16 protein-coding genes are annotated in these 14,331 nt (G+C 43.2%); 9 read left to right on the top strand and 7 right to left on the bottom strand.

From position 1 onward, the window contains the following. Nucleotides 1-22: 22 nt before the first annotated feature. Both CW740_RS01585 and CW740_RS01580 read right to left on the bottom strand, forming a co-directional pair. The gene (locus CW740_RS01585) at nucleotides 23-760 is read right to left on the bottom strand and encodes an SAM-dependent methyltransferase (RefSeq protein WP_106645910.1); all 738 of its coding nucleotides are present in this window, start codon (nucleotides 758-760) and stop codon (nucleotides 23-25) included. A gap of 3 nt (nucleotides 761-763) precedes the next feature. Beyond that, nucleotides 764-1,237: a GNAT family N-acetyltransferase gene (locus CW740_RS01580; RefSeq protein WP_227523905.1), complete on the bottom strand. Its 474-nt coding sequence runs from the start codon at nucleotides 1,235-1,237 to the stop codon at nucleotides 764-766. 269 nt (nucleotides 1,238-1,506) lie between these two features. On the opposite strand from CW740_RS01580, the gene CW740_RS01575 reads away from it, so the two are divergent. Continuing rightward, complete coding sequence (locus CW740_RS01575; RefSeq protein ID WP_106645908.1) at nucleotides 1,507-2,070, top strand: GNAT family N-acetyltransferase; 564 nt, start codon at nucleotides 1,507-1,509, stop codon at nucleotides 2,068-2,070. A gap of 17 nt (nucleotides 2,071-2,087) precedes the next feature. Here the strand turns inward: CW740_RS01575 and CW740_RS01570 are convergent, their stop codons facing one another. The 4 genes from CW740_RS01570 to ribA all read right to left on the bottom strand — a co-directional run bounded on the left by CW740_RS01570 (nucleotide 2,088) and on the right by ribA (nucleotide 5,216). After that, nucleotides 2,088-2,291: a hypothetical protein gene (locus tag CW740_RS01570; protein WP_106647983.1), complete on the bottom strand. Its 204-nt coding sequence runs from the start codon at nucleotides 2,289-2,291 to the stop codon at nucleotides 2,088-2,090. A 60-nt stretch (nucleotides 2,292-2,351) separates the two neighbouring features. Beyond that, nucleotides 2,352-3,161, bottom strand: a complete 810-nt coding sequence (locus CW740_RS01565) for an SAM-dependent methyltransferase (RefSeq protein ID WP_106645907.1) — start codon at nucleotides 3,159-3,161, stop codon at nucleotides 2,352-2,354. 153 nt (nucleotides 3,162-3,314) lie between these two features. Next, nucleotides 3,315-4,583, bottom strand: a complete 1,269-nt coding sequence (gene pepB, locus CW740_RS01560; protein WP_106645906.1) for an aminopeptidase PepB — start codon at nucleotides 4,581-4,583, stop codon at nucleotides 3,315-3,317. A 51-nt stretch (nucleotides 4,584-4,634) separates the two neighbouring features. Then, a complete protein-coding gene (gene ribA, locus CW740_RS01555) occupies nucleotides 4,635-5,216 on the bottom strand; it encodes a GTP cyclohydrolase II (protein ID WP_106645905.1) in 582 nt (193 codons plus the stop codon). Between the two features lie 109 nt (nucleotides 5,217-5,325). Here ribA and CW740_RS01550 point away from each other — a divergent pair, with 109 nt between their 5' ends. Both CW740_RS01550 and CW740_RS01545 read left to right on the top strand, forming a co-directional pair. Further along, nucleotides 5,326-5,895, top strand: a complete 570-nt coding sequence (locus CW740_RS01550) for a DUF2059 domain-containing protein (protein ID WP_157826389.1) — start codon at nucleotides 5,326-5,328, stop codon at nucleotides 5,893-5,895. 44 nt (nucleotides 5,896-5,939) lie between these two features. Continuing rightward, nucleotides 5,940-6,473, top strand: a complete 534-nt coding sequence (locus CW740_RS01545; protein WP_106645903.1) for a DUF2059 domain-containing protein — start codon at nucleotides 5,940-5,942, stop codon at nucleotides 6,471-6,473. 51 nt (nucleotides 6,474-6,524) lie between these two features. On the opposite strand, the gene CW740_RS01540 is transcribed toward CW740_RS01545, so the two are convergent. Continuing rightward, nucleotides 6,525-7,337 carry an alpha/beta hydrolase gene (locus CW740_RS01540; RefSeq protein ID WP_106645902.1) on the bottom strand — a complete coding sequence of 271 codons (813 nt, stop codon included), beginning with the start codon at nucleotides 7,335-7,337 and terminating at the stop codon, nucleotides 6,525-6,527. Nucleotides 7,338-7,439: 102 nt separating this feature from the next. On the opposite strand from CW740_RS01540, the gene CW740_RS01535 reads away from it, so the two are divergent. From CW740_RS01535 to pcnB, 6 genes are all read left to right on the top strand, one after another. Next, the gene (locus CW740_RS01535) at nucleotides 7,440-7,757 is read left to right on the top strand and encodes a Rieske (2Fe-2S) protein (RefSeq protein WP_018623314.1); all 318 of its coding nucleotides are present in this window, start codon (nucleotides 7,440-7,442) and stop codon (nucleotides 7,755-7,757) included. A 136-nt stretch (nucleotides 7,758-7,893) separates the two neighbouring features. Continuing rightward, nucleotides 7,894-10,575, top strand: a complete 2,682-nt coding sequence (locus CW740_RS01530) for a sensor domain-containing phosphodiesterase (protein WP_227523879.1) — start codon at nucleotides 7,894-7,896, stop codon at nucleotides 10,573-10,575. Between the two features lie 10 nt (nucleotides 10,576-10,585). Next, complete coding sequence (sfsA, locus tag CW740_RS01525; protein WP_106645900.1) at nucleotides 10,586-11,311, top strand: DNA/RNA nuclease SfsA; 726 nt, start codon at nucleotides 10,586-10,588, stop codon at nucleotides 11,309-11,311. 213 nt (nucleotides 11,312-11,524) lie between these two features. Continuing rightward, nucleotides 11,525-11,971 carry an RNA polymerase-binding protein DksA gene (gene dksA / locus CW740_RS01520; protein ID WP_018623317.1) on the top strand — a complete coding sequence of 149 codons (447 nt, stop codon included), beginning with the start codon at nucleotides 11,525-11,527 and terminating at the stop codon, nucleotides 11,969-11,971. A gap of 60 nt (nucleotides 11,972-12,031) precedes the next feature. Further along, nucleotides 12,032-12,907 (top strand): tRNA glutamyl-Q(34) synthetase GluQRS, encoded by an 876-nt coding sequence (gluQRS, locus tag CW740_RS01515; protein WP_106645899.1) that lies wholly within the window; start codon nucleotides 12,032-12,034, stop codon nucleotides 12,905-12,907. A gap of 51 nt (nucleotides 12,908-12,958) precedes the next feature. Beyond that, nucleotides 12,959-14,320, top strand: a complete 1,362-nt coding sequence (gene pcnB / locus CW740_RS01510; protein WP_106645898.1) for a polynucleotide adenylyltransferase PcnB — start codon at nucleotides 12,959-12,961, stop codon at nucleotides 14,318-14,320. Nucleotides 14,321-14,331 lie beyond the last annotated feature (11 nt).

Genomic DNA, 14,331 nt, shown 5'->3' with positions numbered 1-14,331 from the left:
TTGATAAGACCATTAGTTACAATCATTTATTCCTTACAGGTGGTATTACAAGTGTTGTTTCCAGGCTGGTCTCAACATCTGCTAATTGTTGTAATTCTATTTTTTCTATTCTTGATTGTTTAAATAAAACTGTCGAAGACTCATAAAGAATAACTTCATGGCTTTCAGGGTATAATGTAGTTAGTTTCTCTCTAAGTGCTTCTAGCTTTTCTTCTGTTGTATTAAATTGAGTGAGTTCCTGATCCCCCGCAATCCCTATTTGCCAAAGTATTAAATACGCACTTGGCTCAATATTCTTATTATGAATCATATACTGAGTTGTTTCATAATGCTGACAGCCGAACTTGCCTGGGTCAATAGCTAAATCAGCATATAAGCAGTCTTCTGCCGAAATGCCTGGCTCCATATGCGCTTCATAGCCTTCTTTTCTGGCTATTTCTATGACTCTATGCGGGGCAAGAGCAAATACTCCTGGGTGCCCGTAGAAAGCCGCACACACATTTTTCCCAGCTCTCACTTCTTGCATAATTGCGGCAATCATTTCTTTATAGGTTTCAAGTCGTGATTTACCTGGCTGATAATATTGGCCTAAATCATGAATATTGGGATTAAGCTCCTTTATCCAGCTTCCCATCAAGCTACTTGCAACGGCTATGAATACAATATCAGCCTGTTCAATTTGCTGTTTCGATATGGGGGTCATGTGCACCATGAGCTTTATCCCCGTTCCTACACAGACCAGCCTACCTTTCTTATTCAAAACTCATCCCCAATTCTTTCTTTCATACACCCAATAACCATAGCCATCATCATTCTTATAATTCTCAAACCCCATACTTTTGACCATGTTGATACTAATATCGTTTTTATGATTTATACGGCCATATAATTTGTCGATTTGTAGCTGGCTCAAAATGTCTTTTGTTAAACTTTTAATGGCTTCTTTGGCAATTCCCTGGGCAACAGCCTGTTTTGCTAAAACAACTCCCAGTTCCCAGTTATCATTGAATATGCTTCTTTGACTAATCCCTATTAAACCCAGTTTTTTATTTTCTGCTTTGTTTATGATAATCCACAACATGCTTTTTGATGGATTCTGACCTGTAGCTGTTAGTTCTTTTTTAAATCTTTCCACAGCCTGATTATCACTCAAAGTCTCTCCAATATGTTGCATAGTACTATGGTCAGTAAACAGCGAGACATAAAACTGCTGATCAGACTCAGTGACTAACTTCATACATAAATGGATGCTTTCAAATGATGCAATGCTGCTTTCGCTAATAACCATTTGCTACTTGTGTAGTTCTTATTTCCCCAAACACCCCTGATAATACCCATCAACTGATTGAATAACCACCACTTTATTGCTGTTTATACAACCACTATTCGAACATAACCCTAGATATCTTATATAAGCAATAATGGCTACAGAATAACTATTTACATTCTTATGAGAGTGCCTTAATGTTTGTAGCCTTCAATTTAATAAGTTAATCATCCACCTACATGAGCTTACAATTCGAGAGTGCACATTTTGTCTATAAGCCAACATCTACTGAAGATGAGGATTTATTTTTAGAAATATACACTAACTCTGAAATTATGAAATTCGTCGCTACCCCTCTTTCTTTCGATGATGCCACAAAACTATACGAGTCAAGCCTCTTAGAATGGGACTTCCAATCGGGGAAGCTTCTCACATTTGTTATCCGTTGCAAGAAAACAGACGGCAAGATTGGTCTTTGCGGGGTAAAAACCTCAGACATTTTTACTAAGCAAGGACATATAGGTGTTATGTTATTAAGCAAGTACCAATCGATGGGCTTCGGAACAGAAATACTTATTGCCTTAAGTGCTTTTTGTTTTAACTCACTGGGTTATCATAAGCTTCTAGGCCCTCCAGTTCCTGGAAATACTAAATCAATAAAAATGCTGTTAAATGCAGGTTATCAGAAGGAAGCAGTTTTAAGAGATAATTGGATTATAGATGGGCAGTATATAGATACGCCACTATATACATTAATTGAAACAGATTTCAGGAAACAGTTTACCTCTGAGCTATTTAAATAACTAAGAGGTAAATATTATCAGGCTTCAGGTGTAAGCAGTAAAAGCTTATGATCTTGACCATTTGTTGGCTCTAATAGTAATAACTTAGAGCAGTTTGTAGACTCTTGTTGTTTAGTAACTCCATATAACTCAAGTACTGCTTCTGGGTTATCTTTATAGACCCTTTTTAACTCAGAGTTTGTCGCTAAGTCAGTTAACATCTTTACAATTTTAGTATCCATATTACCCTCTTTGTTTTTTTTACCAGACATTAATACTATATAGAAGTAACAGGTTGTCAACTAACCCTCTGTAGTATTTTTGTAGCTATCCACCGTTAATCCAAAGTGCTTTAAGCCCTCTTCATCAAGCTCTAGCTCGTATAGTGGAGGTATAACCATAGTGCTACTCATATTTAATTCTTTATCTGGCAAACTACTTAGCGGGAACCGTTCAATTCTGGCTTCTTGCGTTGGTAAAAACGGTGCCTCATATATAATCACTTCATGTGATAATGGATACCAGCGAGTCAAATAGGACACTGTTTTTTCAAGGTTACTTCTTGATGTGCTGAATGATTGTAGTGTCCACTCACCTGCAAGACCTATCTGCCATAAAATCACATATGAATATAAATCTAAGCTATGCTTATAAAAAAGAAGTTGAGTGGCCTCATAACCCTGACAACCTCTCGCTCCAGGGTCTATCCCTAAGTCAGCAAATAAACAGTCTTCTGCTGAGATACCAGGTTCCATAAAGGCCTCATAACCAAGTGCACGTAACTGTCTTATCGCTTCGTGAGGAGCCCAAGCAAATACACCTGGATGTCCGTAAAAAGCACCAACAACTTTTTTCCCTGACTTTACCTCCTTGACGATGGTCGAAACCATATCCTTATATGTCTCTTTCCTTGATCTATCTTCTGAGTACAAGTTTTGCAAACTCACAAAGTTGGAGTTCAGCTCACTAATCCAACTCTCTGCAACTGGATCTGGTAAAACACCGAATACAATATCAGCCTCTTCAATGTAGCTTTTTGCTATAAGCGTAATTTGCCCCGCCAATTGGATACCTGTTCCCACGCAAACCAACGAGCCTTTATTATTTAACATTTATTATCCTCTCCCAGATATACCGCCCTCAATTCAAACGTAAAGCTTTTAGGGCTGCAAAGTAATTCGCTATTATCAATAGCTGATTAGGAAGCAAAATCCTAGCATAAAGAAGGGAGCCATAGGCTCCCTTCTGATATAGTTTGCTGTAATTTACTTCAACAATTTAGCGGCGATTGTTCTGAAACCATGACCGGTTCCGCCTGCTGAGAAATAGGCAGTTGGGTTGTCATTGTAGGCTCCGGCGAGGTCAACGTGAATCCAACCTTTACCATCATTTGGTACAAAGCGCGACAAGAAACCTGCTGCATTACTGGCACCACCGGGTCCACCACCTTTTACAACACGGCTATTGGCGGTATCAGCAAAGTTGGATGGGCACTTAGCGGCATGGAATGGTTCCAGTGGTAATGGCCAGTGGCGCTCATTCTCACTTTTCGCGACTTCCAGATAATCATTACGCTGAGCATCGTCTAGAGCAAATACAGCGTTATAGTCTTCACCTACGGCGGTCACTGCGGCACCGGTCAGAGTTGCGGCATCAATAATCAGAGGCGCTCCAGTTTGACCTGCCAACAGTAAACCATCAGCCAGAACCAGACGACCTTCTGCATCAGTGTTATGAATCTCAACCGAAATTCCGTTAGGGTAAGTAATGATATCGCCTAGCTTATACGCATGACCACTGATCAGGTTTTCCGCACAGCATAGGTAAAGATGAACCGGCTTATCAAGACCACGCAATATGGCTAATGCCAGGCCAGCAGTAACTGTCGCTGCACCACCCATATCCGCTTTCATGTGCAACATGCCTGCACTTTGCTTGATACTGTAGCCACCACTGTCAAAGGTTATGCCTTTACCGACCAATGCAGCGACCGGAGCCGAACTATCATTCTTCGGATCAAACTCAAGCTTTAGAATTGCTGGTGGTCTGGTACTGCCACGACCTACTTCCCAGGTGCCGACATGACCCTGCTTTTCAAGATCCTGACCAGAAACGATTTGATAGCGCACATTGTCAGGCGCCAAACTTTGAATAAAGTCGGCAGCTTCCTGAGCCAGAACCTGAGGAGCTAGCACTTCTGGCGTCTCATTAACCATTGAGCGCATCCAGCGGCTGACCTGCATACGGGCTTCGAGTTCTTTATTGTCATCATCAGACAGCTCTGCAAAATCGATCTGAACATCTATCTTTGGATCGTATGCACCTTGGAAAAAGGCCCATTGCTGCTCAAGCTCCCATTCGCCTTGAAGAGCGAAAAAAGACAGTCCCTGGCTAACCAATTTACGGGCTGCCATTTGCACCAGATCGGAGCCATCGGCGTGAATGGTTACTGCATCTTCTTTGTAGCTTAATAATGCACCTTCGCCCCATTGCGCCGGTGCGCTATCTGTCGATAACAATACTTTTAATGTCATACCAATCCTTAATTAAGTTGTTTGTCTATAGACCGCACTTAGATAACGCGTCTAGAACAAATGCCCCAGTTTCGATTGTTTAGTTGAAAGGTAGTCTTCGTTATGAGGGTTATGACCATATTTGAGAGGAACCCGCTCCACAACATCAATGCCAGCATCAATCATCGAGCTGACTTTACGCGGGTTATTGGTCATCAAACGAATTTTCTGAATACCCAGCTTATCCAGTGCATCTGATGCAACTTTAAAATCGCGTTCATCAGCACCAAAGCCTAAATGCTCATTAGCCTGAACTGTATCCATTCCCTGATCTTGTAAGGAATAGGCTCTAATTTTATTGGTCAAGCCAATACCACGACCTTCCTGACGCAAATATAACAAAACACCAGCGCCCTCTTCAGCGATTTTCTGCAATGCCGCTTTTAACTGAAAACCACAGTCACAGCGCAGGCTGAACAAAGCGTCACCGGTTAAACACTCGGAGTGAATACGCGCCAACACCGGCTGCTTGGTGTCCCATTCGCCAAATGTCAGAGCAACATGCTCTTTTCCATCTTCAGCCTCAAGCGCATGGATCGTGAAATCTCCCCAAGGGGTGGGTAAGCGTGCGCTCAGGCTATCTTTATGCGTCATTAAACCGTCTTCCGGGGTATTTAATTGAATGAAACCGCCATTTTACACCATGTTCAAAGCAGAAACAGCATGATAATATGTTATGTCGACTATAAAGGAAGAAAATACAGTGAAATTAAAATATTTATTTTTGGTCAGCTTTTTTCTGACTGCCTGCGCTACCACTCAAAACCAGAGCGATACCAATTTATCAAACTCATATAATAAAGATGTAGAACTTCCTGAAGATCCACACTCTCAGGCCATTATAGATATTCTGAAGGTTATGAGTATTCCTCAGATTGCCCGAGTCGCCATGAACAAAAAACTGGCTGAAGATGAAACTCAAAACCTATCTCCAGAATACATTCAATGCATTAATGAACAATTAACGGACAATCAAGTATATGCTTTGATGCTCCCCGTATATAAAAATAACATTGACCAGGAAAGCGCCTTGAAGCTAGCAGAGTTTTATACTGGACCTACTGGTCAGAAAATATCAACGATTCTCAAGATCAAGCTTGGCGAGCCATTAGCTCAACCAAACATTACCCAAGAAGATGTACAAGCGATGGCGAAATACCGCCCTCTTCTGCAAGAGCTCAAAAAACCTGAGCTAAAGGAGCAGGCTCAAGTTGCCGGTTACAACCTTGGTATCAGAATGGGAATGCAATGTGCCGCCACAGGCTCAATCTAGTTTTCTGCACTATTAAATATTAATACCTTTACAGGGGACATCTTATGAAATTTACTCAAGCTCTGGCTTTGCTTCTATTTTCAATTCTAACTTCGACGGCATCATTGGCAAATGACCAAGGTCAATCCGATGATGCTCATACTCAGGCCGTTATCGATATTCTTGATGCGATTGATACACCCAATATTACACGCAGAGCCATGATGTCCTCATTTGCGCAGGATACATCAGGCGATATCACCGATGAATTCGCTAACTGCGTCAATGATAATCTGACTGATGAAATGTTGTATGACATGTTTATTCCAGTCTATACATCAAATCTCGATCATAATACAGCGGTCAGACTGAGCGAGTTTTTCAAAACTGAAACAGGCAGAAAATTCGGTATCATTGTTCGCATTCAGACAGGTGAAGACCTACCGATGCCAAACATGACTGCTGAAGATATGAAAATTTATTCTCAGTACGAAAACGATATTCTAAGCCTAGGCAATGAGCAACTGGTCGCGGATGCGGAAGCAGCCGGTATGGAGATGGGCATGCAGCTTGGTCTTGATTGCGCTATGGGACAGTAGCCCTCATCGCAACGTTTCAAAAGCCGGGATTACCCGGCTTTTTTTTTATTCTTAAAAAACTACTGGTCTTAAGAACTGCTCTAACTCCTTCCAGAACTCACCCCAATCACCCGGTGTATCTGCATGCGCAGTTTCATACACTTTATGTGTTGCGTCTTCCTTAACCGTTAACAATTTATTTAGCGCATCAATGGGTACCGTTTTGTCAGCTTTTCCATGGATCAGGTAAACAGCTCCTTCATAAGCAGATAAAGCTTTAACATTGTCAAACGGATGCTGAACCAGAAAAGCCGGTAGCAGTCGCTTATAGGCAAGATCAACTATGCTCGAATAAGTCGACATCAACACAATTGCAATCGGGTTGTGTCTGGGTACCAATGTTAATACCGCGCCGCCTCCCATCGAACGTCCCAACAGCACAACTCTGTTCTTATCAAGCTGTTCCTGCTCCTCAACCCATTCATAAGCCAGGTTCATTGTTTCTGAAATACTGTCAAAACTGGGGCTACCATCACAGCGCCCATAGCCAGGATACTCCACCAGCACAACGGCATAACCATGTTCTCTCATGTAATCCACGCGTGGTGCCCAATCGTCGATAATATTGCCATTACCATGGGCAACCATAAGCACTGGAAAAGGTTGCTTAAAATTTTGTAGAGGCGGCAGATAAGCCACCTCAAATTCTCCCTGAGAAAACCCAAGACGATGAATCTCACCACCCGCATCTTCTATTAAAGCAGGATCGGAAGGTGGTAGTTCATGAACTGGGAATAACATCCTATGCTGAATAAAGTAGAAAGCAATCAGATACAGAAGATAGGCAGCGAGAGGAATTGTAATAAACCAGAGTAAGGTTGTCATAGAGCTCCAATAAGCTTTTTATTGCGTCTGTTTTTTATACTGTTAGAATCAAATTATTCTAACAGAGCCCAATCAATTTTTAACACTTCGAGTAGTATTAGTATGTCACACATTTGTTTAGTAACCGATATCAAAGACGGCCAGGCCAAGGCTTTCCCATACAAAGATCGCGATCTGATCGTGGTGCGTCGAGGACTGAATGTTTACGGTTACGTGAATCGCTGCCCGCATGCTGGCACTGATTTGAACTGGCAGGATGATCAGTTTATGACAGATGATGAACAATATTTGATGTGTTTTACTCACGGCGCATTATTTGAACCTGAGACTGGCAAGTGCGTAGCAGGCCCCTGTGCTGGCGCCCATCTTGGCGAAGTTCCGCTGGAAGTAGAAAACGGTAAAGTCTATCTGGCAGAGTAAATGCAGACCAATTATTTCCAGCGCTGTTGATAACTGTTTTGGTGAAAATTGTTGCATTCCTATTGCAATATTAAGAAATATTCTTAATACTGTTTTTTTGTGAATCAATTCACAAAAGCATTGCTGGGGAAAAATATTGAGCTCTCTCACGCTATTTGCCTTTACAACTGGCTTATCTTCTTCATGGCTACCACTCATATTAATCATGATGCTGGCAGCAGGCTTGGTAATATCCATTTTCTTATGGCGCAAAGCAAGTGATGAAACCATAGCAACAAAGAATCTACTCAATGCCCAATATCGAACTCTAAACTCTGTTGTTAAGTTTAAATCGCTTGAAGATAAACTAGACGATATCTGTTCGCTAATAGAGAGCCAGATTGAGGATGCACTATGCTCGGTGATGCTGGCTGATGAGCAGGGTGAAACTCTAAACCCAGTAGCTTCACCACAGCTTCCCCAGAGTTTTTTACAAGCTTTAAAAGACTTTCCAATTTCTGATAATTTAGGTGCCTGTGGAACAGCAGCAGCTACGGGCAAAGCTGTTATTGTTAGAGACATGCTGGAAGATAGCCGCTTTGAGCCGTTCCATGATCTAATCCATGGTTATGACTTAAGAGCTTGTTGGTCACACCCTATTTTTATCAGTGACAACAAAAAACCTGTAGGCACTTTTGCACTGTACTTCAGGAAACCCCGCTCTCCGAAGGAAGGAGAACTTGACCTGATTCTGCGGGGACGTGATTTAGCTGCACTCATCATCGAACAACACCAGCAGAGATTAAAAAGAGAACAATTTGAGCAGCATAACCGTTCCCTTTTCACTCACAACCCTGAGGCTGTGTTTACCTTTGATTTTGAAGGACACTTTACCAGCGTAAATAGGGCAGCCTGCGTTCTAATGAAATGTGGCGAGTCCGACTTGCTAGGACAACACTACAGCATTGCAGTTGCTGAAGATGATCTCGCCAGAACCAACGAACATTTTTATGCTGCCAGACGCGGCATTCCACAACGCTACGAAATTCACACCCCGGACATGCAGGGCAATATCCACTATCTGCATATCACAAATATGCCCATTATTGTGGATGGCGAAGTTACTGGTGTACATGGAATTGCGCTAGATTTAACTCGCGAGAAACAGCATGAAGAGCGAGCCAAAATTCTGGAGCGTAGCGTCGAATCCAGCACTCATGGTCTTCTGATAAGTGATGCAAGAGATAAAGACTATCCAGTTATCTATGCAAACCCTGCTTTTGAACGCATAACTGGCTACACCAAGCAGGAGATTCTTGGTCAAAATTGTCGAATATTACAAGGGCCCGACACTGATCAAAAAGCCCGACAGGATATTAGAGAAGCCCTAAAGAACAACCAGCAGATCTCCACCATTATCAAGAATTATAAAAAAGATGGTACGCCCTTCTGGAATGAGTTACTGATTTCACCAGTGAAAGATGCACGTGGCAAGGTAACTCACTTTATTGGCCTGCAAAATGATATTACCGAGCGAATTCAGCGCCAAGAAACCCTGGAATTTCATGCTTCACATGACCCCTTAACTCATCTAAAGAACCGCTCTGCTCTCGAGCGATATTTGATGGAGTGGGTAAAGAACAACGGCCACAGTCATAATATTTATATTCTCTTCATTGACCTTGATGGCTTCAAGCCAATCAATGATAGCTTAGGTCATGAATTTGGGGATCAGGTATTGGTCGAAACTGCTCAACGTCTCAATGATGAAATTGTTGAACCAAATATGCTAGCAAGGTTTGGTGGTGATGAGTTTGTGGCAGTTATTCAGAATATGACCGACCGAGAACAGGTCGAGGTACTGGCGCGTAGACTGCTAACAAAAATTGGTGAGTCTTATAAAGTGGACGACATAGAAGTCTCGCTCTCTGCGGCCATTGGTATTGCATCCAGCGAAGAAAGCTTCAAGCATCCAATGGAACTGATTCAACGTGCTGACATTGCGATGTACGAAGCAAAGAAGCGCGGTGGTAGTTATATCTATTGGCATAGTGCTGAACTGAATACCAATATCGATCAGCAGGTGGCAATTCGAGCACAACTGCAAGATGCCATCCAAAACAATCAATTTGAATTATTTTATCAACCGATCATGAGCCATGATAATCGAATTGGCGGGGTTGAAGCTCTAATTCGTTGGAAGCATCCGATAAAAGGCTATATATCTCCAGCAGAGTTTATTCCTGTCGCAGAAAGAACAGGACAAATTATCCCTATCAGCGAGTGGGTTCTTAATCAGGCTTGCAAAGACGTTAAGGACTTGAAAACTCTGGGGGTAAACTCAGTCTCTGTAAACTTTTCACCGATCCAATTCTATCGTGAAGACTTCATTGAGAAGATTGCAGAGACACTGGAAACACACTCCATACAGCCTGGTGACATCACGGTGGAAATTACCGAAAACGTATTAGTCCATGATACAGCTCATATCACAGAATTATTGCAGGAACTGCGCCAGCTTGGACTGGATGTAGCAATTGATGATTTCGGTAGCGGTTTTGCCAGTTTGCGTTATCTCAATATGCTGCCCGTCAATAAACTCAAGATTGATCGCTCCTTTACCGGCAACATTCACCAGAATGCTCATAACGCCGCAATTACTCGAGGCATCTTAGGCATGACCACTGAAATGAAGATCGAAGTGGTCGCCGAAGGCGTTGAAACTGACGAAGAGTATCAATACCTTCGCGAGCATAAATGTGACTTTATGCAGGGCTATTTATTCTGTCGCCCCATCCCAATTAAAGAGCTGATAGAATGGGTGCAAAATCGTCACTAATACTATTGTAATGAAATTCTCACCACCGCTTGAAAAAGCAACTCTAAAAAAGCGCTATAAGCGATTCCTGGCTGACGTTCACAATACCAAACTGGGCGACTTTACAGCCCACTGTCCGAATACCGGTTCAATGAAAAACTGTTGGCGGGAAGGTGATACCGTCTGGTTACTCGATTCAGAAAATCCCAAACGTAAATACCGCTATACCTGGGTGTTGGATGAAACAACAGATGGAGATTTGATTTGTATTAACACTCACCTTGCCAATCAAATCGTGATGGAAGGCATTGCCAAAAACAAAATCAAGCAACTTAAAGGCTATGGCTCTGTCAGACAGGAAGTGAAGTATGGGGATGAGAACAGTCGCATTGACCTCTTACTCGAGGATAGTAAGAAAGCTGACTGCTATGTTGAAATCAAAACGGTCACCCTTCTGGAGCAGGGTAAGGAGTATAAGTCAGGCGCTGGTTTCTTTCCTGATGCAGTGAGTACCCGTGGGCAAAAGCACCTGCGTGAACTAATGGCAATGGCTGAGCAAGGACATCGTGCAGTGCTGTTCTTTCTGGTCCAGCATACAGGCATCAGGACAGTCAGCCCAGCAGCGCATATTGACCCGCAATATGCTAAGTTATTAGATCAAGCTGCCACTGCAGGGGTTGAAATTATTGCCTATAACACCCATATCAGCCCCGCTGAAATATATTTAGGTAACGAACTACCCGTTATTATTCCCTGAATTTTCAGTCAGTTAAGTAGCAAGTTAGGCTGTAGAAGCTTATTTTTTGCACTTTTTTAACGTAATTTGTACAGATTAGGCTTTTCAATTGCCAATCATAGGGATAATATCCCTGTTTCACTTTTTCAAAGTGAGCCCTTTAAAAGCTTGCTTTTTTTGCCAAGTGCGCGCCGTGAGGCGCCTGGTTTTAATACGAAATGGAGCGTTGCTTAGATGCCACGTAAACAATCAGCTACAAATAGCACCCTCGAGAAATTAGGCCTCAAGCCTTATAAAGAGAAAAAAGGCGAAGAGTATATGAATGATGCTCAGTATGAGCATTTTCGTAACATTCTGACGGCATGGAAAAAACAATTGATGGAAGAAGTTGATCGTACTGTGCACCATATGCAAGACGAGGCAGCAAACTTCCCGGATCCGGTTGACCGCGCAGCTCAGGAAGAAGAGTTCTCTCTTGAATTGCGTACCCGCGACCGCGAGCGTAAGTTGTTGAAGAAAATTATACAGTCATTAAACAAGATTGATGATGAAGAATACGGTTACTGCGAGTCTTGCGGGATCGAAATTGGTATTCGACGTCTTGAAGCTCGTCCTACTGCTGAACTTTGCATTGATTGCAAAACTCTGGCAGAAATCAAAGAAAAACAATACGGTAGTTAATTGGTCGGGGCAGACACAGAGTCTGCCCTTTTCATATCTATCAATTCCTTGTCTCATTCTATGGCAGGACGTTTTGCTCCCTCTCCTTCAGGCCCACTTCACTTCGGCTCGCTGATAGCAGCTGTCGGCAGTTATCTGATTGCAAAGTCACGTTCCAGCAAATGGCTGGTCCGAATAGAAGATATTGATCCACCGCGCGAAGTACCGGGTGCCAGCGATATGATTTTGCGTCAGCTTGAGGCATTTGGTTTACACTGGGACGGAGAAGTTAGTTATCAAAGTCAGCATCTGGATCGTTATATCCACATAATCGACCAACTTAAATCCAGAGATTTAGTCTACGCCTGCAACTGTACCCGCAAGAAAATCAAATCCATCAGCCATAATGGGCTGTATCCTAATATCTGTGCCAACAAACACCTCAGCTTCGCTGGTGAGGTAGCAATAAAATTACGCCATGGCCATGGGGACTACAGTTTTATCGATAAAATTCAGGGTCAATGTCGCTTTTCGCCTGAAATTGACCAGGAAGACTTCACTATTCGCCGTAAAGATGGTTTGATTGCCTATCAATTAGCGGTTGTAGTCGATGATATTGAACAGGGCATTGATCATGTGGTGCGCGGCTGTGACTTGCTGGATTCAACCCCTCGTCAGCTGCGACTGTATGAAGTATTGAATAGTGCGCCCCCTGACTGGTATCACTTGCCACTGGCAATTAATGCTGATGGCAATAAGTTATCCAAACAAAACCATGCACCAGCCATTGATAGCCAGCAAGCCTCTCGCCTGCTGTGTCGTGCGTTAGAATTCCTAGGACATCCTATTGCAAAAGAGCTGCAGGGTGACTCCCCAGCGAATATCCTCAAGCTTGCCGTTAATCACTTCCGACTTAGCCAAATACCGGCGGAGCAACAAATCCTTTATTTAGATTAATTAGATAGGCGCTTGTGCTATGATCGCCCCATACTGTCAAATTCACACTTTATGAGTTCAATAATTAAGTCCGTTAAACATTGGTTTGCAAGCCCAGCTACAGAAGCGCCGGGCGCAGGTAACCACACCCAAATCATCTCACGCGATCAACACTCGATCTCACGTAAAGATATTAGCGAGAATGCCCTAAAAGTTCTTTATCGGCTGAGTAATGCTGGATATGAGTCCTTTCTGGTAGGCGGCGGCGTGCGTGACTTATTACTGGGACTGCATCCCAAAGACTTTGATATCGCGACCAATGCGACGCCGGAACAAGTCAAAGAACTGTTCCGTAACTGTCGGATTGTTGGTCGTCGTTTTAGATTAGCTCATATCTTATTTGGTCGCGATGTGATCGAAGTGGCTACCTTCCGGGCGCACTGTGATGACAACATCCAGCAAGCTAAAGAAGGCATGATTCTGCGCGATAATGTTTATGGTGATATTGAAGAGGATGCCATCCGCCGTGACTTCACCATCAATGCGCTTTACTACAACATCAAAGATTTCTCGGTACACGACTTCTGTGATGGCCTATCGGATCTAAGAAAGCGTCAGTTACGCATGATTGGCGATCCTGAAACTCGCTACCGCGAAGATCCGGTTCGCATGTTGCGGGTGGTTCGCCTGGCCTGCAAACTCGATTTATCGATTGAAGCCACAACACTTGAACCGGTTTCGGAACTGTCTTATTTGCTTGAGCAGGTTCCAGCAGCCCGACTATGGGAAGAATACCGCAAACTGTTTCTGGCTGGTGCTGGCAAGTTGACTTTCGTGAAGCTACGCGAATACGGCCTGTTCCACGCGTTATTCCCGGCTACTGACAGAGCGCTTAAGCACGATGATACAGAGCAGACGGAACAGCTAATTTTGGATGCACTGGAAAACACAGACTCTCGAATCGCTACCGAGCAAACGGTCAACCCTGCGTTCCTGATGGCGGTCATGTTATGGCAACCTTTGCTGGAGAGCACCGAAGCTCTGCAACAGAAAGGCAATAACTTTAATGATGCTTTTTTCAAAAGCATGGCTCGTGTTCTCAATGCACAGAGTCAGCATATCTCAATCCCTCGCCGATACGCTCTGGTGATTCGTGATATCTGGAGCATGCAATTGCGCCTACCTGCACATCATGGCAAAAAGGCATGGAGTATTTTTGAACATCCACGTTTTCGTGCGGCATATGATTTTTTATTGCTGCGCTCACAATCCGATCCGCGTCAAAAGGAACTTGCTGACTGGTGGACAAAATTCCAAGATGCTGACGCCAATGCTCGTCGCCAGATGTTGCAGCACACCGGTGGTGGCAATAAACGTCGCCGTCGCAAGCCGCGCAATCAGAAGCGCCAGCAAGCTAACAAAAATCGTCATTAATCGGGACAGTC

Source organism: Kangiella profundi, assembly GCF_002838765.1.
Classification (GTDB): Bacteria; Pseudomonadota; Gammaproteobacteria; order Enterobacterales; family Kangiellaceae; genus Kangiella; species Kangiella profundi.
This window is presented reverse-complemented; position numbering and strand designations above follow the sequence as displayed.